The following is a 24,332-nucleotide window of genomic DNA, read 5'->3' as shown; positions in this document are numbered from 1 at the left end:
TAGCATGATTACTACCGTTACACTCAATACTGCAATCGACCAGCTGTATCAAATAGACTCCTGCCGCACAGGCGGTGTCAACAGGGTGCAGAGCTGCATCAAGACCGCAGGAGGCAAAGGCGTCAATGTGGCCAGAGTTGCTTCCCTTGCGGGGGAAAAGGTTATAGCCGCGGGGATCGTCGGCGGTTTCCACGGAGCCTATTTCAAGTCTCTGCTTGCTCAGGACAAAATTGAGGGATGTTTTACTGACTCCGGGGTCGAAACCCGCTGCTGCATCAATGTTCGGGACAAGTCCACAGGCGAGCAGACGGAATTTCTGGAGCCCGGCGCCCAGCTGACGGAAAAAGCGCTGGAGGACTTTTATCAGACCTATCTGCAGTGTGTGGAGAAAAGCGATGTCATCACGATTTCCGGTAGTGTTCCAGCCGGTACGCCCGCCGATTATTACAGCAGACTGATTGAAGCCGCAAGAAACGCGGGGAAACGCGTGATTCTGGACACCAGCGGATCCATGCTCCGGGGCAGCATTGCAGCCAAGCCGACGATGATAAAGCCGAACGCGGACGAGATCCGTCAACTGACCGGCATTGCCGTCTCTTCGCACGAAGAGCTGATTCAAGCGGCGCAGAAGCTCCACGACGGAGGAATCGAGCTGGTCGTGATTTCCCTTGGCGGGGACGGTGCGCTGGTCGTGTCGGATGAAGGAGTCTTTCAGGGCGTTTGCCCCAAAATCGAAGTGGTCAACACGGTGGGCTGCGGTGACAGCATGGTCGCGGGATTTGCGGTGGGCATGGTGCGAAAGTACCCGCTCGAGGCGACGATCCGCTTTGCGCTTTCCGTCGCCTCGGCCAATGCGCTGCATGAAAAAACCGGCTTCTTCCGTGAGGACGACCTGAAAAGGCTTTTGTCCAGCACGATCGTAAACCGGCTCTAATCACGACCGTTATTCGCCGAATTTGGAATCAATCAGCGCAACAAGGGTATCAACGGCTTTTACCTCGTCTTCGCCTTCTGCGGTAATTTCGACCTTCATACCCTTGCTCAGGCTGAGCGACAGAATCAGAATAATGGATTTTGCGCTAACGGTTTCATCATCATCCACATTTTTAATGGTGATCTTTGATTTAAACTGAGAAGCGCACTTTACGAAATCGGAAGCCGGACGGGCGTGCAGCCCGGTTTGGTTGTTAATAGTTGTCTTTCTGGAATACATGGTGGATGCCTCCATTTAATTACTTTTTATTTCATGTTTCTTAAAATCAAGGAATCAAAGAAGAATGTCCTTCAGAGCTTCGTTCAAGTACTTTTCCACTTCCTGCGCCGTAGAAAGATCGAGAACTTTTGCCGCGATTTCCACGGCCTTTTTCATTTCCAGCTCATTGACCAGTTTTCTCGTCTGAGCGACGGAAGAAATGCTCATGCTCAGTTTGCGGACACCAAGCCCCATTAAAACGGCCGCGCCAAGGCGGTCGCCGCCCAGCTCGCCACAGACACAAACGGGCTTTCCGTTGTCAATAAAGCTTTTTGCGGCAATGTGAATCAGGCGGAAAAGCGCGGGGTTGTAGCTCTGGTAATATTCGCTGACAGCGGGGTTCAGGCGGTCAACGGCCATGGTGTACTGGCAGAGGTCGTTGGTGCCAATGCTCGCAAAGTCAACCTCTTTTGCCGCGAAGTCCGCCAAAAGCGCGATGGAGGGAATTTCAATCATAATTCCCAGTTTCACATCGGGTGAAAAGGCGATGCCTTCTTTGGTCAGTTCCGTTTTTACTTCTGCAGCAACCTGTTTCGCACGGCGGATGTCGTCCATGCTGGCGACCATGGGGAACATGATCCACAGGTTGCCGTACACGGAAGCGCGGTAAGCGGCGCGAAGCTGTGTGCGGAAAATGTCCGGCCTTTCAAAGCAGAGCCGCAGGGCGCGGTTGCCCAAAAAAGGATTTTCTTCGTGCGGCAGGTTCAGACAGTCGAGCTTTTTGTCGCCACCGATGTCCAGTGTGCGCAGGGTAACGGGGCGGTCGCCGAATTTTGTAAGAACCTCGCGGTAAATTTCAAACTGCTCTTCTTCCGTGGGCAGAGTGTCCCTACCCATATAAAGGAATTCTGTACGGAACAGGCCGACGCCGTCGGTGCATTTTGCGCCCTCCAACGACTGTTTACTGACGGAAGCCAGATTCAGTTCAATATCCACCCGTACTCCGTCGGGAGTAACGGCTTCTTTTTCCATATATGAGTTGATCTGTGCCTGCTGCGCCAGAAACCGGCTGCGTCTTTCGTCACAGTCCGCAAGTTGCTCTTGCGTTGGGTTACTGATGACCTGACCGGTCAGCGCATCGGCAATGACGGTCTCGCCCTGAGCGAAATGTGTTGTCGCATTCTCTACGCCCAGAATGGCGGGAATCCCGTAGCTTCTGGCAATAATAGCGGAGTGAGAAGTGCTGCCGCCGATTTCCGTAACAATAGCCAGAACATTTTTTCGATCCAAAGTAGCCGTATCGGATGGAAGCAGGTCGTGTACGACGATGACCGCGGGTGCGGGAAGAGAGGAGAGGTTCTTTTCCGCCACACCGTTCCACACACGGATCAGGCGCGTTTTTACGTCGCGAATGTCCGACGCCCGCTCCTTAATAAGCGGGTCGGGGGATTTTCCGAGAATACGGGCGTATTTTTCAAATACCTCGTCGATTGCCCTGTCCGGGGAGTAGCGGTCGCATTCAATCAGCTCGCGGATATCGCAGTCCATAGCCTCGTCGAACAGGATGTCGATATGTGCGGAGAAAATCTTTGCTTTTTCGGGGTCGGAGGTTTCTAGACGGGCACGAATGGCCTTAAGCTCCGACTCTGCGTTCTTTCTTGCATTTTCGTATTTATTCAACGCTTCGCTGACAGCGCTTTCTTCAAGCAGGGCTTCGCTGACAGCGGCGGCAAAGGGCTGGTAAAGAAAAACGGGACCCGCCGCAATTCCTTTTGATACGGGATTGCCGTGATGAATCATATGGTTTGTACCTCCTTAGAACTTGCTCGGAAAGGCTCGGTCAAATCCCGTCTTCCGCAGCGGCCGGCTGCGGCTTGGGTTTCTTCTTGAACTGTTTAATGCCGACTGCCCCCATCTCCATGGCGTCCTGCACATATTCTTCCATGGTTTCCTTTTCTCCCAGCAGAACGGAAGTAAGCATGGGCAAATTCAAGCCGGAAACAACTTCAATTTTCTTATTCGAAAACTCGTTTTTGAGTGTAACGGCGGTTTTGAAGGGAGATCCGCCGGCCAGGTCCACCAGAACCAAAATTTGATCTCCAAGCGATTCCATCGCCTGTCTGAGTTTGTGGGAAAGAGTGTCCACATTATCCGATTCTAGAAAATCCACACCCAAATAATTCTCTCTTGGGCCAACAATCAGTTTGGAGGCACTCATCATTCCGGTGGCAAAGCTGCCGTGTCCGGTTATCAATACTCCGATCATCGTTCTATTTACTCCTTTTATCAGTCAATCTATAATGCAGGCAATTGTGCACAGCTTCTGTATTCCCGGTTGAAACGGAATCGCTGTGATTCCTTGAAAACTGCCTTGGTTTCTTTTAAAAGTAAGGAAAGACCCGCTTACAGGATTTCCGAAGCGGCGTCCCGATCCAGAACCATAACCCCGTTGTTCACAAGCTGCATGACCGTGGCCGACAGCAAAGGTGTCGGTTTGGTTTGGCAGATCTTCTTTACAATTTCCGCCTTGGATTTTCCGCCCGCCTGCAAAACAACCTGATTAGCGTCTAAAATGTGGCGGATCCCCAGAGTGACCCCTCTGGAAAGGCGAACGGGTTTTGAAAAATATTTATTTCCTACCGTTTGGGTAACCTTGTCAAGCGTGACAACCTTCGCGTAGCTATCACAAAGGAAGAGCCAGGCTCATTCAAGGCCAGATGGCCGTTCATACCCAATCCTAAAAGAATAAAATCTATTCCGTTGCGTTCAAATATCAGCCGATCAATTCTCTTACATTCATTTTCCATGTCTTTTGCGTGGATATCAAACAAATGAATTTTTGAATCTTCAATGTGCAGCGACCCGTAAAAGTTTTTGAACGTTTTCCGATTCGTCGTCCAAATCCAGCCACTCGTCCAGTTCGACGAATTCCGCTCGGCTGAAGTCCGTTTGACCGCAGCCTGAACGTTTTTTCAGAATCTGATAGGTCCGGATTGCGGTGTTACCCGCAGCCAGGCACAGAAGCAGATCCGGCTTTTTCTTCACGGCCCCGCAGATCAGATCCGCGCAGTACTGTGACATCGCTTCAAAATCATCACAAATGACTGTTTTTGGAGGCATGCCTGTACTATCTGTGTTGGGGGAAGAAGTTTCTTCCTTTTTATCCTGTAACTTCATTGCTGAATCCTCCGATACTGCGTCATCGGTTCCTAACATTTGATAAGATGATGGTAGAGAAATGGGGTACAGAAAACTGTACCCCTATCACACTTACAAATTAAAGGATACCCAGGAAGGAAAGAAGAATGGCAAGACCGAAAGTAGCAGCAATCAGTACAACCGGGCTCATTTTCTTCTTCCTCAGGAAGAAATACATCAGCAGGGTATAACCAAAGGGCAGTATGTTTGGGAAAATCTTATCCAAGAAATCTTTTTGAATGGAAACTGTCTTGGAAGAATTTACTACGATTTCCGGAAGAAGGGAAATATGCACATAAGAGGCAATCAGTCCGCCGATAACCGTTACGCCCAGAATCGTGGCAACCTTGGAGATAATTCCCGAGTATTCCCGCAGCGTATCAACAGCTTTCAAACCTAAGTTGTAGCCGGCGTGTGTCCACGCAAGACGGAGAATAAAGATAGTCAGATAAACCGCAAAGAAAAGCAGCGGGCCGAGGATGCTTCCGCTCATTGCCATGGAGGCGGTGATTCCTGCGACAATAGGCAGAAGGGTGAACCAGAAGATTGCGTCGCCGATGCCGGCGAGTGGTGCGAACAGGGCAACTTTCAGACCTTTGATCGTGCTTCTGTTTTCCTTTGCTTCTTCCAGAGAGATCAGCAGTCCCATCAGGAAACCGACAAGGTTTGGGTGCGTGTTGATGAACTCAAGGTTATCTGTCATTGCTTCGGACAGTCCCTTTTTATCATCCTTATAGATTTTCTTCAGACAGCCCATCTGCGCCAGCAAAAAGCCGCCGCTTTGCATTCTCTCATAGTTGAAGCTGGCCTGAAGCAGGGAAGAACGCCAGCCGAGTTTGGTAATATCTTTTTTGGTAAGTACTTTTTCCGGAGCTGTGTTTTTATCAGATGCCTTCATTGCCGTCATCCCCCTCTACGTTAGATGCAACACCGGTTACAAATGCAGTTTTTCTTTTATTTCTTTCGCTGTTAAACACAATCAATGCCATTGCCATGCCAACGACGGCGACCGGAAGAAGATTTGAAAAAGGAATAAAGCTTGCAATGACAAAGCCTATAATAAGGTAAGGAACGAATTCGCCCTTGAGCATTACTTTCAGCAACATGCCAAAACCGACTGCCGGAAGAATGCCGCCTGCGATTTCAAAGCCGTGGGTCAGCCACTCGGGCATTGCCTTTACTAGTGCCTGCATTGCGTCTTGAGCAACATAGGCGCACAAGAAGACAACAATGCCATAGGAAACGGCTACAATGCCGGTTGTAAGGATGTTTAATTTCAAAAGGCTCTTGCCGTCTGCCTCTTCGGCGTATTTATCAGCTTTCTTCATAAAGAGTGAGAAGCTGGAGTAGTAGAACAGAATGATATACTGCATTAGGAAGCTGAACGGAAGGGCAAGACCGATTGCAGTTGCAGGGTCTTTGCCGGTGGTATAGGCGATGACGGTGGTCATAACACCTGCCAGTACAGGGTTCGGTGGCTGTGTGCCGCCGGCGGGGGTAAGCCCCGCGAAAGCCAGCTCGGTCAGTCCGCCTGCCATAAGGCCGAGCGGAACGTTTCCTAAGATAATACCCGTAAGGGTACAGACGATGATTGGCCGGAAAATAAACAAAGCCTCAAGCCAGAAATCAACGCCGACTATAATCGCCATAATGGCGAGCGCAATGCCTTGAGCTAAAGTAATTGCCATTAGTTTTTCCTCCTCAATTTTTATTCCAAAAGTTTCGCCGCGTGACCATAATTGCTGTTTGCTGTCTGTGAGATCCCTCCCTTTTTTCTTCACCCATGAATTATTTTTTTGGAATATACTCTTTGATGTCCCCGGGGACATCCTGAATATAGAGATCTACATTCATTGCCTGAATAGCCTGCAAATCCTCCATGTCTTTATCATTGACATAGACTTTTTTACTCAGCTGCCGTTTGCCGCTGGTGAAATGCATATTTCCCACGTTGACTTCCTTAATGGGTACGCCACCCTCGAGCAGAGTTCGGACAGCTGCCGGCGTCCTGCAAATAATGAAGATTTTTTGGCTGGGAGCAGCTTTGCCGATGATGTCAATCGTTTTTTGCAAAGTAAAGAAACGGATGCCCGCATTGGATGATTCAGCAGTCATTGCCATCAGCTGCTGCTGTATTTCATCGTGAGCCACGTCGTCGTCAGCGACTAAAAGAAGATTGGCACCCAGAGTCATCGTCCAAGTGACCCCCACTTGACCGTGGACAAGACGGTTGTCGATCCTTGTCAAGAGTATGTTTGGATTTCCCACTTAAAACACCCCTCAATAGTTGTTACAGATTTGCTAGATACGTTTTAACATATCATGCATGGAAATACAAGAATTATGACTTTTTTTCAGCCAGTTCAAAAACAGGTTTCGAATTTGAATTGATACCACTAGTACAAAAGGTTTTTTTATGATAGAATAATGCTGCTATTTTTGTTTAAAATGACGAGACGGAAAGGAGTGCACACAATGTCAAATCTGCCATTGTATCAGGAACTGCACGATCACATTCTGAGGTATATCAATAGCCACGAATACCCCGAAAACGGTCTGCTTCCGTCGGAACGCGACATGTGCCAGATGTACAAGGTGAGCCGGTCCACCGTCAGGCAGGCGCTGGCCCTGCTGGAAGAAGAGAACATGGTTTATACGATTCACGGCATCGGTACTTTTGTAAAACCTAAGGTGTTTGAACAAAATCTCTCTCAGTTTTATTCTTTTACCGATGCTCTCAAAAAAATGAATATCTCGTTCTACAACCGTGTCCTTAGCTATGAAACGCTGATTCCCGGCCGCAGCCTTGCGCTGAAGCTGAAGGCGGACAGAAAGGTAACCTACCACAAGCTGGTACGCCTTTGTTTTGCCCGCGACTATCCTCTGATAATCGAAACAACTTATCTGCCGAAAAACCGGTTCGTTCATATCGATGTAAATGCTACCGAAAGTCAGTCGCTTTACGACTACCTCAGCGCTAAATACGGGCTGAAGGTGGATCACGCGACGGAAACCTTTGTCCCCATTCTGCCGGATTCCGAGCAGTGCGAGCTGCTGAAGATCTCCCCCAGGATTCCGTGCCTACAGCTGGAACGGTTCAGCTATGAGGACGGCTGTCTGGTGGAATATACCTCCTCAGTAGTACGGGGCGATAAATACGTTTTTAAAATTGAGCTGAATAATCAGAATAATCAGAAGTAATCTACCGTTCGACGGGCGCGCGCCGTGTTTTGCCGGGCCGCCCACCATGCTGTTTTTCAGGAGTAAAACCAGTCTGATGATGTATTTTCCGTCCCCCTGCTATTTTTACAAATACACTTGACAATTCCATGTACATTACCTATAATAACAAGGATGCTCGATGACGCGGGCATAGTGGATTGTGAGTTATAGTTAAGCCCTTTCACCGCACGGTGGTCAGGAATTTCACCGTGTATATCGTCAGCAACGAGGTGTAACTCAGTTTGGTAGAGTGCTTGGTTTGGGACCAAGATGCCGCAGGTTCAAGTCCTGTCACCTCGACCATGCCGAGTGTTCTTACAGCATTTGAAAGTGCTGTAAGAACACTCGCTTTTTATATGCTTATATTGCAACCTGTGCTGGGGAGTAGCTGACGGCTACTCCTTTTCTTGTCTGTATCAGGACATCCGGCTCAGGAAGGGATAAGACCTCTGGTATCTCAATGGAGCCAACGCAATTATAATGGATGGTCAGCTTCTGAACATATACGCCGTTTACTTTTTCGGCCTGATGTACCTCAATACGTTCAATCAGTTCGTTGAGCATACGCGGTGTCAGTTTCTTAACACGGGTATATTTACGGACAGTGGCGATAAACATATCAGTAGTTATGGCCTGATGGCTTTCCTTATCAAGCTCGGCTCTCAGCGCTTTTATGCGCTCATCCAAACCGCTTTGCTCGTCCTCGTAACGTTTGGTCATCTTTGAATAACGTTCGTCGGATATCTTCCCTGATATGTTATCCTCGTACATCTGTTCAAACAGCCGGTCAAGCTCCTTGTCACGAGCGATCAGGGAGTTGTATTCTTTCTGCTTGCTTTGCCGTCCAAGCTCCACAGCCTGCTGAGAATGTCCAATGACCGCCTTGACGAACTCATCCTCGTATTTGCTTGCAAATTTCGTCAGTCTACGGATTTCGCCCAGCACGACCTGTTCCAGAAAGTCCACACGGATATAATGAGTTGAACTGCAAGTGCCCCGGTTGCCCTTGTAATTGGAACAGTTGAAATACTTAATATTCGGATTTCCCTGGTTAAAATGAAAGTGCAGGTTATGGCCGCAGTCTGCGCAAACAAGCAACCCGGAAAACATATTGGTTTCGCCCTCGTTCGTTTTCCGTTTCCGCAGCTTGCCGCGCTTCTGCTGAACTTGTTCCCATACGGCACGGTCAACAATCGGTTCATGCACATCTTTGAAGATAACCCAATTCTCCCGGTCGTTGTCAATCCGTTTCTTGTTCTTGTAGGATTTGCTGTATGTTTTGAAATTGAGGATATCCCCGCAATACTCCTGCAAGGAAAGAATCTTGATAACGGTGGAGCTGTTCCACTTAATCGGTGATGCGTCCTTGTGTTTACCGGGACGGTTGACGCCTCGCGTTTGCCAGTAGGACATCGGCGTCAGGATGCTGTCCTGTTCCAGCGCGGCGGCGATCTGCTCCGTTCCAAAGCCGTCCAGCGTCATTTGATAAATTCGGCGAACAACAGTGGCGGCTACCTCATCCACGATCCAATGTTTGGGATCATCCGGATCTTTAATGTACCCATATGGTGGTTGTCCCATCGGTTCCCCGGCATTTCCCTTAATCTTGTTGCTGATGCGCCGCTTTTTGCTGATATCGCGCGCATACCACTCGTTGAACAAATTTCTTATTGGAGTCAGCTCGTTTTCACCCTCGGCAGTATCCACATTATCGGAAACCGCGACGAGACGTATATCGTGTTCAGGAAGGAATTCCTCCGTGAGTCTGCCGACCTCAATATAGTTTCTGCCTAGGCGTGACATATCCTTTACAAAAACAGCCGCTGCATGGCCCTCTTCAAGTTCATGAAGCATCGCCACAAAACCGGGCCGTTCCATTGTGACACCGGAAATACCGTCGTCTGAGAAATGCACAAGGTTTGTATATCCCTTTTCTTTGGCAACCTTGATTAAAAGCTTTTTCTGGTTACCTATGCTGTAGCTTTCTCCTTCAAGATTGTCGTCCCGCGACAGCCGTTCATAAAGAAAAGCCGTATCCTCCCGGTTTTTTCTGCTATTTGACCGTTTCATAAATCCTCCTTTCCGGCAGTCAAATAAGCAGTATTTACAGGAGAAGGTATACCATCTCGACCGCCGTTTGTCACGCTTGTCGCGCTATCACTTATCGTCAAGACTGATCCGCGTCAGCCTTCATCAGTCTCATTAAAATTATTGCCAAGGTATCGTGTCCGTCTGTTTGAAAAACAGGCTCAACAATAAACGTTTTGCCATCCACCTTATAGGTTGAAGTTTTATCTAAACGATTGCGTCCGGAAGCGTCGGGCGGTATGTTGTTTTTGTAATCAGTAGTTTTTAAGTTTTCCACCGTTATGCCTCCTCTCAGATCAGGAAGCAGCCGCACTGTAGCCATTTGTTCACGTACTCAAACAAACATGATAAGCGATATGACGGAGTTACGGCGCGGCTGCCCCTTTGTTTCGATTTGCTTTTATAGTTTACAGACATTCCGGACGAACAGGCGGCGTACCTGTTACCATAGGAATTGCACCTCCCCCCATGCTGATGGCGGGCCGTTCTCATTGCCTGCGACGGTTTTTTCACGCTCGGACTGTGACTGAACGGAAGTTTCATTACATACAGATGCTTGCCACAGAGCCACCTTGCGTCTGAAAGACGCTGCTCTACCTACGGCGCTGGTGTTTTTCGCTCCCTTTCCGTTACGCTGAAATTCAATCACCCTCTCCGCTCAAGGAAAGATCGTGGCGCACCCGCCGTCCGGCTCCCTGTATGCCGCTGCTTGCGGTATGTATCCGGCTTGTCCCTTATTCAATTTTCAAGGTTCAGTGAAGAATCAAAACTTATCCCTCATAAGCCTTTTCATTTTTGAGGCCCATTCGCAGGAGCCTCACAGGAAATTTTTCAAAAACTTTTCGATATTTCGCAGTCCCCGGTCAATACTGTCTCGGACGGCACTCTCGTTGACACCCTCAGCCTTGGCAATGGCGCTTTTGCTCATCCCCAAGAAATAATAAGCATAGATACGTTTGGCCTGCTTGCCCGGTAGGGCGGCGATGGCGGCATGGAGCTGTTCGACCGTCACTTTGCGTTCATAGATTTCGCAGGGGGATAAGGACACGAACAGGATGTCATGCTCGATGCCGTCGTCGCGATCCAGAGAATAATATGCCTTATGGCGGTATCTCCGCAGATAATAGGCGGCTTCGGCGTGTTCATAAGAGTTCATGAGTGCCGCAACTTCGTTCGGCACCTCGATGATGCAGTCGGTGATATAAAAATCGGGATAGTAGTCCCGCAGGTTGATCTGTGTCATCAAATATTCCTCCGTTCCGATTTTTGAGATTTTGGCAAATCGAAACGGAGAGGGGGGTGAGCGGCACCGAACTGAATTACCCTTTATACGACAAAAAAGGCCCATTTGGACACAATCCAAATGAGCTTTTTGCACAGTGATTCTATATATCCTATTTTTATGATCTATTAGTTCCTGATGATGACCGCACTTCTCCCATAGACCGCACGGGCTTTTTTTGACAGGCTACCGATTAAAGCGATATGCAGCAGATAGATGTCCGCTTCATCACGCTAGGCCGCTGCTTGGTAGCGGTCGTTTGAAGTTCAAGGCATGTCGAACGCGCATAGAAAAACCCTCCAAATGAGCTGGAGGGTTACAATAATGCTTATTCAGGCATAAGAATAGACCCGCCAAACTCACGTTTTTTTTGTTGGGCGGGTGCCGCCTTTCTTTCTAATTTTTTAATAAAAACCCTGCCACAAAGGGCAGGGTTAATACGCAACTTTACTTGGTGGCAAGGCTGTCATCATGCATTTGCATCTTAGACCCTATTGCTTTGCGTCCTTGCCTTTCGGCAAGTTTGCCCTTGACATAATTATATTGTTAAAAACAGTTTTCGGTAGAATTTGTCCAACCCTAATTTTAAGAATAATTTAGTTCCATAATATATGTAGCAAAGACAGGATATTATCGAAATTGCACTCAATGTCATACCAAAATAGCTATTGGGGATTGCTAAAAGACCAACTACTAGCCAGATCATGATTAGCAAAATAAAAGACGCTGTTGTATAAGCAAATAATCGTTTCACTTCGTTTTTCATAGCTCTGCTTTTCAAAGCTATTAGAAACTCTTTCATAGAGTTTATCAGTTTGATAACCGTCCAATATACGCAATTCTTTTTACCTTTCCTTGTGTTCACAACCTTCTGGCAAAAATATCTCACAAATGGAAAAAAGAGCGGCTTTTCCTGCAAGCTTCACACGCCCGTTGTCCACTTGGCAATACAGAGTTCCGCCACGGCGGGAAGCCTGTCTTGCCACTAACTCTTTCTTTCCTGATTTGTCTGCCCAGAGGGGGGCTATATGGCAATGTCCTGAACCACAAACCGGATCTTCCGCAACATTCAGCTTTGGCGCAAAGCTGCGGCTTACACAGTCATAACCTTTGCTTCTCGCTGTAATGTGCAGCAGAAGCCCAGGCAATAACTTAGCTTTTTCCAAATCGGGATTTGCTGCCTTGACCTGTTCTTCCTGTTCCAGTACGCAAACCAGATCGCGGTCCATCCATGCTTCTGTTGGACGATAACCAATGATTTGCTCCATCTGATCGGTTACCTCAATAGGTTTCAGATGATAGCTTGGAAAGTCCATCTCATACAGGTCATCTTTTCTATTCACGATCAGTTCACCGCTCAAAGTCTGGAAATGAACTTCTGATACGGATGTATCCACATAATTCATCAATACAAATGCTGTGGCAAGTGTAGCATGGCCACATAGATCAATTTCGCCACCGGGAGTAAACCAGCGCAATCTATATCCGCTTTTTTCTTTCACTGTAAAAGCTGTTTCGGAAAGATTGTTTTCCGTTGTGATTGCTTGCATCAGCTCATCATCCGGCCATTTTTCCATTACACATACGGCAGCAGGGTTTCCTTCAAATAGCTTATTAGCAAAAGCGTCTACAACATATTGCTTCATCGTGTACTTCCTTTCCCAAATATAACGATTATTTGATATAAGCAATAACTTCTACTTCACAGAGGATTCCTAAAGGGAGTTCCTTTACAGCAACGCAGCTTCTTGCTGGCTTTGAAAGAAAACTCTTTTCATACACATCATTGAATGCCAGAAAATCATTCATGTCAGCCAGAAAGCAGGTCGTTTTGACAGCCTTAGAAAAATCGGTTCCCGCTTCATCTAAAATAGCCTTTAGGTTGCGCATAGTCTGCTCAGCTTGTTCTGTAATGCCCCCTTCCACAACCGACCCGTCTGCCGGATTAAGCCCGCCCTGTCCAGCGGTGAATAAAAAATCGCCGGCAATATACCCTTGAGAATATGGACCGATTGCAGCGGGTGCCTTTTTTGTACTAATTTGTGTAATGCTCATTGTTTTTCCTTCTTATAATTTTATTCAAATTTTAATGTCAAAGCCGGAAAGCCGTCTACATGTAAACAATAGAAGTCACCAGTTTTACTGGGAATTGCCGACATGAACGCGCCAGACAAAACAACATCCCCTTTGTGTAAACCGTCGCCATACTGTGACAGCTTATTAACGAGCCACGCCATGGAATTGATGGGACTTCCCATCACCTCGGCACCAGCGGCACTTCCTACAAACTGACCGTTCTTTTCTATCACCATACCGATACACCTTAGGTCAATATCCGAAATGCGCTTTGGTTTTCCACCCAAAACAAATCTGGCTGCGCCAGCATCGTCGCTGATAGTGTCAATTACGGTAACATCCCAGTTTTCGTATCGGCCATCGCATACCTCAAAGCATGGGACAACTCCTGCCGTACAGGTGAGAATCTGGGCAGGTGTTACGCCGGGACCTTTCAGATCCTCTCCCATAATAAAGGCAATTTCCCCCTCTAGAAGGGGGATATTTAGCTCTGAGGATTTAACACTGTTCCCCTCATAAACAAGCATATTGTCCAGAAGATATCCGTAATCTGGTGTATTGCAGTTCAGCAACTTCATCATCCCGCTGCTTGTAATACCGATTTTTCGTCCCACAATTTTCGCGCCATCTTTTAATCGACGTTCCAATCCAATTTTTTGAATAGCGTAGGCATCTTCCTGTGTGATTTGAGGATACTGTTCTGTTAGCTTGCGAATATGGCTGTTCTTTCGTTCGGCCTCATATAGCTGATTAGCAATTGTTTCATGTAGTTCTTTACTTAAGCCATACTGTTTCACAGGGATTTCCTCCTTATTTAGAATTGATTTTCTTTACAGTCATTGACCAGTTCCTTGTATGCGTTGATAAAAACAGATGTATCCAGTCCACAAGTTACACTGTCAAAGCCTTTTGCGAACCATCTATTTGCATCTGCCGAGTTCCCCGCAAATATGGTAGCCATTTTTCTGTTGGCTTTGCATACTTTGAGGATACGCTCTATGGCGGCGTTCAAGGCTGGCGCGTTAAATTGCAAGGGAATACCCATCGAGATAGAAAGATCGCATGGGCCGACGAAAATGCCGTCCACGCCGTCAAGAGCGGTGATTTCTTCAATTTGTTCCAGCGCCTCTACCGTCTCACACTGCGGAATGAGTTTACAGTGAAGATTACAGTCGGCCATATACTCGTCAATTGACTGTGATGGGTCACAACTCCCCCAGCGTGTAGTGCGGTTTGGACAATAGCCTCTGTTGCCCAGTGGGGGGAATTTGGCATAGGATATTAACTCCTTGACTTGTTCGACTGAAGTGATATTTGGCACAATGATTCCTTTTGCACCGATGTCCAGCATTTGGAGAACATATGGTCTTTGAATACTTCCGATTCGCACATAGGGCAACAATCCGCCATTTTCGGCCGTCCGGATATAATTGCAAACATCCTCCGGGGTGAAATTCCCATGCTCGGTATCGATGATTACATAATCAAGTCCGGTTCCAGCAAGGCATTCTATCGCATTGCAGCCACCCAATTCGAAAAAAGTCCCTATCATTCTTTGCTTTTCTGTGTGGATTGCTTTCATTTGGTCCATTCTGCATCCTCTTTATCGTTTATTACAATTTCTGATTCGCACACCTAGAGAGAGTAGTTTGGTCATATTGGGGCTTATGCAACGTACCATTTCCTCCATGTCCATGACGCAAAGCAGATCGCATCCATGTATGCTTCCGGCGGTTTTGCATAGACTCCTATAATTTCGTCCGTAACTTCGACGGGCAGCAGATCATAAAGCATCTCACGAGGATGATACCCATCCATTGGAGTTAGAGAGCACCCTGCTTCTTTGCAGCTCCACCTTGACTCCCTAAATTATATTTTAAGTCAATAGAATTCGCCATACAATAAAATTATTGTATGGCGAACAATTCTCACATTTGGATGAGTCACCTTATAAGCTGTGCCAAAATTTTTACTCCTTGTTCAAGCTGTTCCAAATCTCTGGGTGCACAGATCGACAACCTGACCGCATGGGCGGGCAATGTTTTTCCCACTGCAAATTTATCTGCGGAGTTTACCTGAACACCATGGGATAAGACAAGTCGCTCAAAGGCCGCCCCTGTATATTTTTCAGGCAGAAGCAACCAACGAAAAATATCTCCACTTGCTCCACGGCAGATTTTCTTAGGAAGCCATTGATCCACAATGGCATTTCGCTTCGCAGTCTGTTTCTTATGGTTTTCAATGATGGTTTCAAATTGGCCGGACGCAATGATTCTGGCTGACAGTTCCGACATCATAGGAACGACAGCCACATTCAGACTGTAAAGTGCATCGGAAACCGCATTTTTGTGCTGCAACGGCACAGACAGATACGCCATCCGGAGTCCTGGTGCAATTGCTTTGGACAGGCTGGCAATATAAATGCTCCTATCTGCCGCATATTCTGATATGGCCGTCATGCCTCCTGCCATAAGCTGATAAGTGCCATCCTCTATCAAGAGACAATCGTATTGTTCAGCAACCCATGCAACTCTCTTGCGCCTTTTCTGAGACATAGTTACGGTTGTTGGGTTATGGCAAGCGGGAATAACATATATTCCTGCAATTTTCTCGCTCTTGCAAATAAACTCCAATGCTTGTGTGTCCATACCCTCATCGTCTTGTGGCACAGGTACGAGTTGTATTCCTAACATAGCTGCGGCAGTCTTAATACCTGGATAGGTGTGTTCGTCTACAACGATTTTCTCCCCGCGCTTGAACAGAGCGGCAAGTACTGCAGTCAGAGCATTTTGACCACCGTTTGCAAATAGGATTTGATCCTGTTTAGTGTGATGCCCGCAGCGAAGCATTAGGGAAACAGCTATATCCTTTTGCCATCCATTCTCGCCCTGTGGGTAATAATTGAACAAGCAGGTGGCTTTGCTTTCGGTAATCATTTCTCGCAGTAGCGACATCAATATTTCGTTACCCGATGCCTCCGGCACAGTAGCGCCCATGTCGATAATATTCTGGCCTGTATGTTCCGGCTGAAGCCGCCCACTGGTTAGTGCATCATATGACACAAATGTGCCGTTGCCCACCGTAGCCGACAACAGACCTTTCAGCACACATAACTTAAAAGCCTTTGACACAGTGCTTAAATTAATGTCTAAAAAATCTGCAAGCTCACGCTGTGGCGGCAATTTTGTACCCGGTTTTAAGATACCGTTTGTTATATCACTTTCCAACTGTTCAGCCAAAGTTTGGTATAGAGAATGACTCGTCTTATCCAAACTTGGTCTCCACGACATGGGAAAATTATCAAAAGAATTGAACGGCATAAAAATTCACCTCACCAAACAATTGTAACATTGTGTGTTGGTTCTGTCTACTAAGATAAATGTTCCCATGGGTTAGTATCAGAGGAATTAAGAAGCCTAGGAACAGAAGTATTATACAGGTCACTTACTTGCTGCTGCGTAATAAAAAGGTAGACAGATTTTTCTTTTATACTCATAATAGAACCAGAAAGAAAAACACTGGTGGAAAAACTATGACATTTGGAGAAAAGCTATTGAGGCTGAGAAAAGAAAAATGTATCTTATAGGAAATACCTCACAAATATCTATATCGCGTCAAGCGATCTTACTAAGCCAACCCGATGGAACAGTGTGATGGAGCAGGCATAGTATGACGCATTACCGGATGCGGTCAAAGATACCACTCAAAAATTGCTTGCAGACAACACCTAACGAGAACCATCCAGCATTTATTCCACCGGGTTGGCTTCATTATATGAGGAGAGGAGCACATTATAGTGAGTAATCCTTGGAAAAACATCGATTTAGATGATTATGAAAACCACATGAAGATAGACACGGTTGGTCAATTACAATCATTGAATGAAATTATGTCTGATCAATTCTATCGATATAAAACGCCGACGGTTATGATTCTAGGTATAGCAGGCGGTAATGGTTTGAATCATATTGATCCCAGCAGATTCCGTATTGTTTTTGGTGTTGATATTAACCCTGATTACCTAACGGAATGCCAAACACGCTATCCGGAACTATGTGATGTCTTTAAGCCGATTGAGGGCGATTTGGCAAATTCCGCTATTACGTTACCACATGCCGATATGGTAATTGCGAATTTACTGATAGAATACATTGGATGCGAGAATTTTCAAAACACCATTAAAGGAGTGATGCCTCCGTATGTTTCCTGTGTTATTCAAAAGAGTACTGGTGTAAATTTTGTTTCAGATTCTCCATACGCATGTGCCCTTAACGATTTGGATAGCTTACATCAGGATATACACGAAAGCGACCTTACAACTGCTATGACCGGAATTGGATATATGACCATTTTAAAACAGGAAATAGAACTACCGAACAGGAAAGCATTCTGTAGGCTGGACTTCCAGAATAATCATTGTTGAATAACAACTACAACTATTCATAAGCCTTAGAAATATTTTGCCATGTTTCTGCTACTGACCCAAATAGAACAGGGCTGCCCCGCTGGGGTAGCCCTGTTTTATTTGGGCCTATTATGTTGCTTCATATAATAATTTGCTTCATAATTTCCGTTGTAATAAGCTTATAACTTTTGCAATTATTCTACCGCCTTCTTCTGTAACAAATGCTTTGGCTACACTATTTCCGTAAGTGTGATTTATTAGTTCTTCTTTTATATGATGCAATATATCATTTCACTTGTCAAATAGGAACTGTAGACTATTATTGGAGGTGAACTAATGGAACACACTAATGTACATTGTCTTGGAAACATTTTGAAGGCAGCAAGAAAATCTAAGGGATTTACGCGAGAAATATTCGCTGAAATGATGGGCATTACACCTCGTTACCTTTCGTCGCTTGAGAACGAAAACAAAAAGCCGAGTTATGATCTTTTGTATCGGCTTATTCGTAAACTTGGGATCTCCGCCGATATGGTTTTTTATCCTGAGAGTGAAAGCACGTCCGGTGAGATTGAGCAGCTCACACGGATGCTGTCTTTGTGCGATCAACAGGACTTGAACATAGTAAATGCCACTTTGACCGCCATACTGGATAACAAGGCGCAGGCCAAAGCTGTGTAGCCAATTTTCTAAACACACATTCTTAAAGGTATCTCCACACGAGGAAATCTTTGACAAGTAAAATCGTTCGGAAACATGCAGATCCCCAGCCAATTGGCTGGGGATCTGCTTCGGGTGAACTGCCGTTATTGGATTTCAAAATCCTGGATGCCCATGGGAGGCGGTGCGATTTCGCCCTTGTCAAAAGAGATGACCACATTACCGGTGTCGTTGATATAAAACTTTAGGTCCGCTGCCATTTCCTTCAGATCCTCCTCTGTGACAGTGTATGTCCAGTCCGGATGCTCCTGCGCGCGCTGCGCAATCTGTTTCTGAATGCTGCTTACGATCAACTCGACGTAATTCGGCCCCAGTTTATCAGACAACGAGATCTCCTGATCAGTATTCAGGTCGATATTGTAGAAGGTCTGATACGTGTAGGCGGTGATGAAGGACTCCATGTCATTGACAACAAAAGAGAGCGTATTTTCATTGCTGGACTTGATCTCATATGTGATATCAATATGGAAAGGCGTCAGATCCTCATCTTTTCCCCCGGCTGCCCGCTGCTCATCAATCGCATCTTTACCACGCTGCTTTGCGTCCGCCACGATCTGATCAATCTTTTGCTGGATTTTCGTATTGACTCGCTTTTCAAGCTCTGTGTTTCCTGTGTTCTGAATGGACGGAACCTCGACCTGAATCTCATATGCGGCGTCGGACAGATGGTATTCCCGGAAGGTCAGTACCCGGGCAATATCGGCAATGACCGGAATCTGTTGAGCAGCTAGGGCGAATGTCGGGATTGTGTTGAGCATGGTAACACACATGACAAATACCGCTGCTACGCAGGTACCCGCAACTTTGTACCATCTGCGAGGCTGTGCTCTTCGAGGTTCGGGGCTAGCTTCAGTGAGGGCGCGCTCGATCATGCTGCCATAGGAGGCCGGTGGGGTTATAGATTCATATACGATTTTCGACTGTTCCAGTTTATTATTCATAATTTTCACTCCCTATTGTAGCTTTCATAAGTTTAAGCGCTTTGTAGAGACGAGATTTTACCGAGTTCAGATTACTGTTTGTGACCTGAGCGATTTCACTGAGTTTCATACCCTCGTAAAACCGGAGAATGATGACTGTTCTCAGTTTTGGGTCCAGTGCGGTAACGGCGTCATATACCATGCAGTTCTGCGCAAAGTCATCATCCTCGTAGCTTGCCGTGCTTTCCGGCACGTCTTCCGTAGACAGGTTCTTTCCGCTTTTCCGGATGTGGTTGATACTTTCATTAATGAGAATGCGATAAAGCCAAGTCTTAACATATTCTGGGTTTTTGAGGGTATGTACCTTTTCAATGGCCTTACAAATTGCCTCCTGTACAACATCGGCTGTATCATTGCTGTTTTTGGTATAGCTGTATACAAGCCGATAAAACTTGTCCTGATCACTCAAAATGTATTTTTTGAGTAAATCAAGTTTTTCTCCTGCGTTTTCCAATATGTAGTTCCTCCTTCAGGCGCCTTGATTTGGTCTACATGATATTAGACAAAGAAAGAATTAAAAAAGTTGACGGTAAAAAATATTATACTATAATACAAACGCACTGATCTTTTAAAAAGTTATCCCGACACCTTTAGCAAAAAGCCATTTGGTTTAATGGCTCTTTTATGCCGGTCGGGATAACTTTTTTGTTGAGATAACCAGAAGTATCAAGAATTCCATACAAAAGTAGCAAGCAATGCCTCGTGGGACCCACGAGGCCCATTTCCCAATTTTTCGCTTGCGCGAAAACCGGGAAATTGCTTGTTGGTGGCAAGCCCCCAATCCCCTCTGATCGCACAATAAATTGTGCGGCTGCGCGTCCTGCGGACGCTTCCGAGAGCATGGGCAGCTTAACGCTGCCCATGCTCTTTTTCTCTCTCCGCTTCGCGCCTGTCGGTGCCAAGCAGATGATCGACGTTTGCTTTCACGGTCAACAGCTCCTTCATCTCATTGCGGGCCTTGCGATAATCGGTATAGGCTGCTTTTTTCTCTGCCAGAAGCGCCGCATATTCGGCCTGTAAGCTCTTGACGGTGGGAAGTTTTTTCACGCCCAGCTCATCGAATGATTTCTTCGCCGCCTTGTGCAACAGGATATCACTTTCATGCTCCGCAAGAAACTTTTTGGAATACCCCGCCTTGCGGTAGGCAACGTAGGTGTCGCGGGTCTTGGCGTAATTGATGATCTGCGTTTTCAGAACGGCGATTTCGGCCAGCCGCTTTTCAGCCGCTTTGATCTGTGCGGAAAGCTCGTTGTACCGGGCAACTGTCGCTGATGTTTTTTCAACCAGCACATCGTACTCCAACAGGTTATGCTCGGTCAGATAGTTCACTGTCTGCGCCATCTGCTTGAGATTGAACACCTTGGCCCAGCGTTCATAACCGACGCCTTTTCCGGCGCGGAGCTTGGCCTGAATATCCACCAGCAGATTGACTTTTTTATCCGGTGTAGGCCGGATGATTCTTTTGCGCGGCTGATGCACCTTTTCGCCGGAAAGTACGGCCCGAAGCTCTGCTTCACTGTAGCCGCTGCCAAGCGTATCCAGCCGGATAAACCGCTTTTGATTCTTTCCGCGCAGGGCGGGAATTTTCCCCGGTTTGATCTCATATCCGGCGTCTCGCAGGAGCTGCAGGAGCGCGTCAAAATCGGTGGGCTTTTGAGCTAAAGCCGCGTCTATTGCCACACGCAAAAATTCCCGATTGGAGGGCTTTGCCTGATCGCCCAGCCACTTGTTATAACTCTTGCCGTGCCGCTGCGGATTCTCCACGATGGACAGCCCGTTCTCGATGCACAGCGTATCATTGAGCCGCCGCACGGCTCTTGTGCTGCCCCAAAAGTTTCGGAACTTCCGGGTGCAGTCAAGGAATGTGGAATTCCAGATGATATGATTATGAACGTGGTGTTTGTCAATGTGGGTGCAGACGATGAAAGCGTGTTTCCCGTTCGTAAAGCGTTTGGCAAGCTCACAGCCGATCCGATTCGCTTCCTCCGGCGTGACTTCGCCGGGGACAAAGGACTGCCGGAGATGATAGGCAATCACATCGTCCGAGCCGCGCGTCCTGCCGGTAAGCGCGGTATACTGTCGCTTGGAAAAAAGGAACTCGGCGTCGGCTGTCCGGCTGTCACATTCATAGCCGGTGATGAGTCTGCCGTAATCCGTTTTCTCCGGATTTTCCGCGTAATCAATAATGTCGCTGACTGCCGTTCCAACGTCCCGGCCCTTGCCGGTATGCAGCGGCATCAGCCGCGTCGTTGCCATGGACTAAAAACTCCTTTCTACTTTCTACCAAATGTGATATGCTATTAAAATAAAATTGTTTCACATTGAGCAACGAAAGCATATAACCGTTAAAAGATGTGGAGGATATGATGAAATTAAGCAAAGAGCAGAAAGATATAATATCGCATATACAAAGCGGAGAAATTACTGATGTTTATTCATTTGTAAAATATTATGGTTTTGGGACTTATGTAGGCCATAACCGATCTGCTATTGAAGAAGCTTTTCATAAACAATATGGCGATAAAAAATACAAATGCAGAAATGATGATTCCAATAACAACGAATGCATTATAGAAGAAATTGACGAGAAATATGTGTGGGCAAAGCCAACCTTGAGTTACTTTAACTCTGAGGGACAAGTAATAAAACACCATGATATTGTTCATGGATTTAGTCTATTTGAACCCACTTATATTTGTGAAAATATTAATGCTGTTATTTCATTCATTGCTTTATGGCAGTATCTAAAATCAGAGGGTTTAATAATCGAACTGCCAAAATCCTGTTCTGAGAAAGATGTGGGATTGTTTTTAAGGAAAGAGCCAATTCCACACAATAATAGAGATATATTTGAAGAAGGCCAATTGCGATTGAGCGATATGTCTGTAAATGTTGCATATTTTTTAGATTGGAAATATGCACTTGATGAACCGGCTTTCGAAGTTTGCTTACCCTACTTGAATATGAAGCTGTATCCAGCTCCAGCACTATTAACATATATCACAAAAGGGCACAAAACGCTGGAGGAGATAAGAGAACGGCGAAATATGAGGATTGCGCTTGCTGGTGTGCTAATTGCTCTAATTACCTCTATTGCTTCGATTATTATTTCTTTTCAGGACAAAGGATATCATAACGAATTACAGGAAATACATAATTCATTGCAGGAGATACATGCTGATTTATTCGGGCAAGCAAACCAAGATACTGAGAAAACGTCAATAGATGTTTCCTCCAAAACTATCAAATAAAAATAATTTTAGGCCGTGCGGTTTTTATTTTGACCACACGGCCTTATCACTTCTACTCATCCGTAAACTCGATCCTGAATTGCATACCGCAAATCCTGTATTTTGCCGATCAGCCACGCCGCCGCCATCGGAATTCCGAACGGACTGACGAGGAACGCCATCACCAGCACGATAATCCCATTTGTGACCGCTCCGGTAAGCAGGACCAACACCGCGAGAATGCCGAGAACCGTTCCGGCAAGGCCGAGGATGAAAGAGGAACAGTACAGCAGGCCGGAGCAAATCCAGACGAACAGCGTGAGCACTACGATGATGGGCGCGACGAGTATTTTTAATATCAGCCTCATGGGTTCGGCCTCCTTTTCTTTTCTGATACCACCATACTGCTCTGAATCATTTTTCGCAAGGATGCGGCAGAAAAATAGCAGGGCGGCTTACACGCCGTAAACCGCCCCACTTTCCGGGGCATACGCCCCTATTTTAATTTTGCAAGCGCGGCGAGGATATCAGTAGCCGCCCGCCATAACCGTTCCTGATTCTGGACGATATCCTCCAAATCCGCGTCGTAGACGCGCCCTGTTTCATGCACCCGTTTGGTGAGCTGATTTAAGTTGTTGCTGGACCGGCGCAGAAGGGAAACCATCTCCTTCAGCTCAGGCAGTTCCAGCCGGATGACATAGCCGTCGATGGAGATTTTGCGGAGATACGCCGCCATATTTTTCGTGCCGAGCTGCGCCATCTTCTGTTCGATCATTTCACGCTCCTGCGGGGTAACGCGGAACTTGAGCTGAATTTCCCGTTCTCGTTTTGACATCGTCAACGCTCCGGCACATCCCGCTTCACAGCGGACGGCGTATCTGCCGTCTTGATGTTCTCCAGCTTTTTTCGGACGGACGGCTTGCGCTGGCGAAGCGGCTGATCGCGGTTTTCATCCTTCTGGATGAAGGCGAAAAGCCCTTTCCGATCGTTGAGCGTGGAGAAGGTCAGGGACTTGAACGGCAGAATGGCAAACAGACGGTCTTGATCTTTAGTGGAAGCACGAATCAGAAAATCCGGCGAGAGCTGCGCCATAAAATGCGTACCGCCGGGACTGTTCGGTTCACGCTCGGATTGCAGCCGCCGGAGCAGCCGCGCAGCCTCCGCCTGAATATCCTCTTTGGTCAGCGGCTGGGTCAGAAGGTATTCGCGACGCGCTTGATTGATGAAAAGGTCTACCAAACCGGGATGCGCTCTATCTACGATAAATTCCAGATTCCTATTATCCCCAAAGCCGTTCTCATCGTCAAAGACAGAAATCGTCCGCGCCCAATCCTTATTTTTGCGGTCAATGCGCCCATCCCAATCTTTTTCGCGGACGGTGGCCGCAAGCACATAGAGAGTGCGGTCAAACCCAAACTCGGCAATGACCTGTTTTGCGGTGTCGCTGCCGAGACAATTATTGCGGTAATTGTCTCGGATGGCGTCGTCGATGGCATCCCGGCAGGCAATGTTCGCCTTGTGGGACGCGCGGTAAATCTCCAGTTCATTATGCTCACGGGCGTAAGTAGCCGGATATTTGTAGACGGGTATCGTATTCATATGAAACCTCCTAATTTCAAAATCAAGTAATATGTGATAAAATCTTTAGAGTAAAGCGGGGTGAAAAAATGGCATACAGCGAACAGATGTGGCAGGACGCGAAAAAGAAATGCCGCCTGAGTAACGAGGACATTGAGCTTGCCAAGCGCCTCGGCCTGAACCCGCGCAGCCTCATCAAAAACATCCCCAATAAAAGCGAGCCGTGGAAAGCGCCGGTCAGCGTCTGGCTGCATGAGATAGATGAAAAACGCCGGAAGAAAACCGAGCAAAAGCAGAAACGCAAGGCAAAAGCCGCAGCCACCCGGAATGACGGCTCCGACACAAAATGATTTGTGCCGAA

General features: G+C 46.9%; 30 protein-coding genes, 1 tRNA gene and 1 riboswitch. Of the genes, 7 read left to right on the top strand and 24 right to left on the bottom strand.

Going from position 1 to position 24,332, the window contains the following annotated elements:
- Nucleotides 1–4 precede the first annotated feature (4 nt).
- The gene (gene pfkB, locus P9B68_RS05490) at nt 5–934 is read left to right on the top strand and encodes a 1-phosphofructokinase (protein WP_277668620.1); all 930 of its coding nucleotides are present in this window, start codon (nt 5–7) and stop codon (nt 932–934) included.
- Between the two features lie 9 nt (nt 935–943).
- Here pfkB and P9B68_RS05485 read toward each other — a convergent pair whose 3' ends face one another.
- From P9B68_RS05485 to agaB, 8 genes are all read right to left on the bottom strand, one after another.
- Nucleotides 944–1,213 (bottom strand): HPr family phosphocarrier protein, encoded by a 270-nt coding sequence (locus P9B68_RS05485; protein ID WP_135659607.1) that lies wholly within the window; start codon nt 1,211–1,213, stop codon nt 944–946.
- 54 nt (nt 1,214–1,267) lie between these two features.
- Nucleotides 1,268–2,992, bottom strand: coding sequence for a phosphoenolpyruvate--protein phosphotransferase (gene ptsP, locus P9B68_RS05480; protein ID WP_243112988.1), 1,725 nt, complete (start codon nt 2,990–2,992; stop codon nt 1,268–1,270).
- A 40-nt stretch (nt 2,993–3,032) separates the two neighbouring features.
- Entirely contained in the window at nt 3,033–3,458 is a 426-nt protein-coding gene (locus tag P9B68_RS05475) for a PTS sugar transporter subunit IIA (RefSeq protein ID WP_135659609.1), read from the bottom strand.
- A 137-nt stretch (nt 3,459–3,595) separates the two neighbouring features.
- The gene (locus tag P9B68_RS05470; RefSeq protein WP_167875184.1) at nt 3,596–3,742 is read right to left on the bottom strand and encodes a hypothetical protein; all 147 of its coding nucleotides are present in this window, start codon (nt 3,740–3,742) and stop codon (nt 3,596–3,598) included.
- Nucleotides 3,743–4,039: 297 nt separating this feature from the next.
- Nucleotides 4,040–4,369, bottom strand: a complete 330-nt coding sequence (locus P9B68_RS05465; protein ID WP_135659611.1) for a sugar phosphate isomerase family — start codon at nt 4,367–4,369, stop codon at nt 4,040–4,042.
- Nucleotides 4,370–4,469: 100 nt separating this feature from the next.
- Nucleotides 4,470–5,288 carry a PTS galactosamine transporter subunit IID gene (gene agaD / locus P9B68_RS05460; RefSeq protein WP_135659613.1) on the bottom strand — a complete coding sequence of 273 codons (819 nt, stop codon included), beginning with the start codon at nt 5,286–5,288 and terminating at the stop codon, nt 4,470–4,472.
- Nucleotides 5,275–6,078: a PTS galactosamine transporter subunit IIC gene (gene agaC, locus P9B68_RS05455; RefSeq protein ID WP_135659615.1), complete on the bottom strand. Its 804-nt coding sequence runs from the start codon at nt 6,076–6,078 to the stop codon at nt 5,275–5,277. The genes agaD and agaC overlap by 14 nt, the downstream gene beginning before the upstream one ends.
- A gap of 100 nt (nt 6,079–6,178) precedes the next feature.
- Entirely contained in the window at nt 6,179–6,658 is a 480-nt protein-coding gene (agaB, locus tag P9B68_RS05450) for a PTS galactosamine transporter subunit IIB (RefSeq protein ID WP_135659617.1), read from the bottom strand.
- Between the two features lie 207 nt (nt 6,659–6,865).
- Here agaB and P9B68_RS05445 point away from each other — a divergent pair, with 207 nt between their 5' ends.
- Together P9B68_RS05445 and P9B68_RS05440 are read left to right on the top strand one after the other, a co-directional pair.
- Nucleotides 6,866–7,591, top strand: coding sequence for a GntR family transcriptional regulator (locus P9B68_RS05445; RefSeq protein ID WP_135659619.1), 726 nt, complete (start codon nt 6,866–6,868; stop codon nt 7,589–7,591).
- Between the two features lie 247 nt (nt 7,592–7,838).
- A tRNA-Pro gene (locus P9B68_RS05440) sits at nt 7,839–7,915 on the top strand.
- Between the two features lie 57 nt (nt 7,916–7,972).
- Here the strand turns inward: P9B68_RS05440 and P9B68_RS05435 are convergent.
- From P9B68_RS05435 to P9B68_RS05395, 9 genes are all read right to left on the bottom strand, one after another.
- Nucleotides 7,973–9,682 carry a recombinase family protein gene (locus P9B68_RS05435; RefSeq protein ID WP_277668619.1) on the bottom strand — a complete coding sequence of 570 codons (1,710 nt, stop codon included), beginning with the start codon at nt 9,680–9,682 and terminating at the stop codon, nt 7,973–7,975.
- A 97-nt stretch (nt 9,683–9,779) separates the two neighbouring features.
- A complete protein-coding gene (locus P9B68_RS05430; protein WP_277668618.1) occupies nt 9,780–9,977 on the bottom strand; it encodes a hypothetical protein in 198 nt (65 codons plus the stop codon).
- A 540-nt stretch (nt 9,978–10,517) separates the two neighbouring features.
- Entirely contained in the window at nt 10,518–10,943 is a 426-nt protein-coding gene (locus tag P9B68_RS05425; protein WP_277668617.1) for an RNA polymerase sigma factor, read from the bottom strand.
- A gap of 489 nt (nt 10,944–11,432) precedes the next feature.
- A riboswitch (cyclic di-GMP riboswitch) is annotated at nt 11,433–11,520 on the bottom strand.
- A gap of 307 nt (nt 11,521–11,827) precedes the next feature.
- Complete coding sequence (locus P9B68_RS05420; RefSeq protein ID WP_277668616.1) at nt 11,828–12,628, bottom strand: PhzF family phenazine biosynthesis protein; 801 nt, start codon at nt 12,626–12,628, stop codon at nt 11,828–11,830.
- Between the two features lie 28 nt (nt 12,629–12,656).
- On the bottom strand, nt 12,657–13,037 hold the full coding sequence (locus P9B68_RS05415) for a RidA family protein (protein WP_407932266.1): 381 nt from the start codon (nt 13,035–13,037) through the stop codon (nt 12,657–12,659).
- A gap of 20 nt (nt 13,038–13,057) precedes the next feature.
- A complete protein-coding gene (locus tag P9B68_RS05410; protein ID WP_277668615.1) occupies nt 13,058–13,855 on the bottom strand; it encodes a 2-keto-4-pentenoate hydratase in 798 nt (265 codons plus the stop codon).
- A 17-nt stretch (nt 13,856–13,872) separates the two neighbouring features.
- A complete protein-coding gene (locus P9B68_RS05405; protein ID WP_277668614.1) occupies nt 13,873–14,649 on the bottom strand; it encodes an HpcH/HpaI aldolase family protein in 777 nt (258 codons plus the stop codon).
- Between the two features lie 74 nt (nt 14,650–14,723).
- Nucleotides 14,724–14,876, bottom strand: coding sequence for a hypothetical protein (locus P9B68_RS05400; RefSeq protein WP_277668613.1), 153 nt, complete (start codon nt 14,874–14,876; stop codon nt 14,724–14,726).
- A 125-nt stretch (nt 14,877–15,001) separates the two neighbouring features.
- On the bottom strand, nt 15,002–16,330 hold the full coding sequence (locus tag P9B68_RS05395) for an aminotransferase-like domain-containing protein (RefSeq protein WP_277668612.1): 1,329 nt from the start codon (nt 16,328–16,330) through the stop codon (nt 15,002–15,004).
- A 524-nt stretch (nt 16,331–16,854) separates the two neighbouring features.
- Between P9B68_RS05395 and P9B68_RS05390 the strand changes: the two genes are divergently transcribed.
- Together P9B68_RS05390 and P9B68_RS05385 are read left to right on the top strand one after the other, a co-directional pair.
- Nucleotides 16,855–17,481: a class I SAM-dependent methyltransferase gene (locus P9B68_RS05390; protein WP_277668611.1), complete on the top strand. Its 627-nt coding sequence runs from the start codon at nt 16,855–16,857 to the stop codon at nt 17,479–17,481.
- A 318-nt stretch (nt 17,482–17,799) separates the two neighbouring features.
- Nucleotides 17,800–18,144, top strand: a complete 345-nt coding sequence (locus P9B68_RS05385; protein ID WP_277668610.1) for a helix-turn-helix domain-containing protein — start codon at nt 17,800–17,802, stop codon at nt 18,142–18,144.
- A gap of 125 nt (nt 18,145–18,269) precedes the next feature.
- Here P9B68_RS05385 and P9B68_RS05380 read toward each other — a convergent pair whose 3' ends face one another.
- From P9B68_RS05380 to P9B68_RS05365, 4 genes are all read right to left on the bottom strand, one after another.
- Nucleotides 18,270–19,124 (bottom strand): DUF3298 and DUF4163 domain-containing protein, encoded by an 855-nt coding sequence (locus P9B68_RS05380; RefSeq protein WP_277668609.1) that lies wholly within the window; start codon nt 19,122–19,124, stop codon nt 18,270–18,272.
- On the bottom strand, nt 19,117–19,617 hold the full coding sequence (locus P9B68_RS05375; protein WP_277668608.1) for an RNA polymerase sigma factor: 501 nt from the start codon (nt 19,615–19,617) through the stop codon (nt 19,117–19,119). The genes P9B68_RS05380 and P9B68_RS05375 overlap by 8 nt, the downstream gene beginning before the upstream one ends.
- A gap of 136 nt (nt 19,618–19,753) precedes the next feature.
- Entirely contained in the window at nt 19,754–20,026 is a 273-nt protein-coding gene (locus P9B68_RS05370) for a hypothetical protein (RefSeq protein WP_277668607.1), read from the bottom strand.
- Nucleotides 20,013–21,419 carry a relaxase/mobilization nuclease domain-containing protein gene (locus tag P9B68_RS05365; protein WP_277668606.1) on the bottom strand — a complete coding sequence of 469 codons (1,407 nt, stop codon included), beginning with the start codon at nt 21,417–21,419 and terminating at the stop codon, nt 20,013–20,015. Before P9B68_RS05365 ends, P9B68_RS05370 begins: the two co-directional genes overlap by 14 nt.
- A 110-nt stretch (nt 21,420–21,529) precedes the next feature.
- Here P9B68_RS05365 and P9B68_RS05360 point away from each other — a divergent pair, with 110 nt between their 5' ends.
- Nucleotides 21,530–22,414, top strand: a complete 885-nt coding sequence (locus tag P9B68_RS05360; protein WP_277668605.1) for a hypothetical protein — start codon at nt 21,530–21,532, stop codon at nt 22,412–22,414.
- Between the two features lie 56 nt (nt 22,415–22,470).
- On the opposite strand, the gene P9B68_RS05355 is transcribed toward P9B68_RS05360, so the two are convergent.
- The 3 genes from P9B68_RS05355 to P9B68_RS05345 form a co-directional block, all read right to left on the bottom strand.
- Nucleotides 22,471–22,761 (bottom strand): CD1845 family protein, encoded by a 291-nt coding sequence (locus P9B68_RS05355; RefSeq protein WP_277668604.1) that lies wholly within the window; start codon nt 22,759–22,761, stop codon nt 22,471–22,473.
- Between the two features lie 128 nt (nt 22,762–22,889).
- Complete coding sequence (locus P9B68_RS05350; protein WP_277668603.1) at nt 22,890–23,228, bottom strand: plasmid mobilization protein; 339 nt, start codon at nt 23,226–23,228, stop codon at nt 22,890–22,892.
- A gap of 2 nt (nt 23,229–23,230) precedes the next feature.
- Entirely contained in the window at nt 23,231–23,992 is a 762-nt protein-coding gene (locus P9B68_RS05345; protein ID WP_277668602.1) for a DUF3849 domain-containing protein, read from the bottom strand.
- A 68-nt stretch (nt 23,993–24,060) separates the two neighbouring features.
- Here P9B68_RS05345 and P9B68_RS05340 point away from each other — a divergent pair, with 68 nt between their 5' ends.
- Nucleotides 24,061–24,321, top strand: coding sequence for a hypothetical protein (locus P9B68_RS05340; RefSeq protein ID WP_277668601.1), 261 nt, complete (start codon nt 24,061–24,063; stop codon nt 24,319–24,321).
- Nucleotides 24,322–24,332 lie beyond the last annotated feature (11 nt).

The sequence above is a fragment of the Caproiciproducens galactitolivorans genome, from assembly GCF_029266045.1.
Classification (GTDB): Bacteria; Bacillota; Clostridia; order Oscillospirales; family Acutalibacteraceae; genus Caproiciproducens; species Caproiciproducens galactitolivorans.
Note: the sequence above shows the minus strand (reverse complement) of the source record. Positions and strands in the feature narration are given on the sequence as shown.

What these genes read in the sequence shown, in the direction of transcription:
- pfkB (WP_277668620.1), top strand. Translation starts at nt 5, where the DNA reads ATGATTACTACCGTTACACTCAATACTGCAATCGACCAGCTGTATCAA.
- P9B68_RS05485 (WP_135659607.1), bottom strand. Translation starts at nt 1,213, where the DNA reads ATGTATTCCAGAAAGACAACTATTAACAACCAAACCGGGCTGCACGCC.
- ptsP (WP_243112988.1), bottom strand. Translation starts at nt 2,992, where the DNA reads ATGATTCATCACGGCAATCCCGTATCAAAAGGAATTGCGGCGGGTCCC.
- P9B68_RS05475 (WP_135659609.1), bottom strand. Translation starts at nt 3,458, where the DNA reads ATGATCGGAGTATTGATAACCGGACACGGCAGCTTTGCCACCGGAATG.
- P9B68_RS05465 (WP_135659611.1), bottom strand. Translation starts at nt 4,369, where the DNA reads ATGAAGTTACAGGATAAAAAGGAAGAAACTTCTTCCCCCAACACAGAT.
- agaD (WP_135659613.1), bottom strand. Translation starts at nt 5,288, where the DNA reads ATGAAGGCATCTGATAAAAACACAGCTCCGGAAAAAGTACTTACCAAA.
- agaC (WP_135659615.1), bottom strand. Translation starts at nt 6,078, where the DNA reads ATGGCAATTACTTTAGCTCAAGGCATTGCGCTCGCCATTATGGCGATT.
- P9B68_RS05445 (WP_135659619.1), top strand. Translation starts at nt 6,866, where the DNA reads ATGTCAAATCTGCCATTGTATCAGGAACTGCACGATCACATTCTGAGG.
- P9B68_RS05435 (WP_277668619.1), bottom strand. Translation starts at nt 9,682, where the DNA reads ATGAAACGGTCAAATAGCAGAAAAAACCGGGAGGATACGGCTTTTCTT.
- P9B68_RS05425 (WP_277668617.1), bottom strand. Translation starts at nt 10,943, where the DNA reads ATGACACAGATCAACCTGCGGGACTACTATCCCGATTTTTATATCACC.
- P9B68_RS05420 (WP_277668616.1), bottom strand. Translation starts at nt 12,628, where the DNA reads ATGAAGCAATATGTTGTAGACGCTTTTGCTAATAAGCTATTTGAAGGA.
- P9B68_RS05415 (WP_407932266.1), bottom strand. Translation starts at nt 13,037, where the DNA reads ATGAGCATTACACAAATTAGTACAAAAAAGGCACCCGCTGCAATCGGT.
- P9B68_RS05405 (WP_277668614.1), bottom strand. Translation starts at nt 14,649, where the DNA reads ATGGACCAAATGAAAGCAATCCACACAGAAAAGCAAAGAATGATAGGG.
- P9B68_RS05400 (WP_277668613.1), bottom strand. Translation starts at nt 14,876, where the DNA reads ATGGATGGGTATCATCCTCGTGAGATGCTTTATGATCTGCTGCCCGTC.
- P9B68_RS05385 (WP_277668610.1), top strand. Translation starts at nt 17,800, where the DNA reads ATGGAACACACTAATGTACATTGTCTTGGAAACATTTTGAAGGCAGCA.
- P9B68_RS05380 (WP_277668609.1), bottom strand. Translation starts at nt 19,124, where the DNA reads ATGAATAATAAACTGGAACAGTCGAAAATCGTATATGAATCTATAACC.
- P9B68_RS05370 (WP_277668607.1), bottom strand. Translation starts at nt 20,026, where the DNA reads ATGGGCAGCGTTAAGCTGCCCATGCTCTCGGAAGCGTCCGCAGGACGC.
- P9B68_RS05365 (WP_277668606.1), bottom strand. Translation starts at nt 21,419, where the DNA reads ATGGCAACGACGCGGCTGATGCCGCTGCATACCGGCAAGGGCCGGGAC.
- P9B68_RS05360 (WP_277668605.1), top strand. Translation starts at nt 21,530, where the DNA reads ATGAAATTAAGCAAAGAGCAGAAAGATATAATATCGCATATACAAAGC.
- P9B68_RS05355 (WP_277668604.1), bottom strand. Translation starts at nt 22,761, where the DNA reads ATGAGGCTGATATTAAAAATACTCGTCGCGCCCATCATCGTAGTGCTC.
- P9B68_RS05350 (WP_277668603.1), bottom strand. Translation starts at nt 23,228, where the DNA reads ATGTCAAAACGAGAACGGGAAATTCAGCTCAAGTTCCGCGTTACCCCG.
- P9B68_RS05345 (WP_277668602.1), bottom strand. Translation starts at nt 23,992, where the DNA reads ATGAATACGATACCCGTCTACAAATATCCGGCTACTTACGCCCGTGAG.
- P9B68_RS05340 (WP_277668601.1), top strand. Translation starts at nt 24,061, where the DNA reads ATGGCATACAGCGAACAGATGTGGCAGGACGCGAAAAAGAAATGCCGC.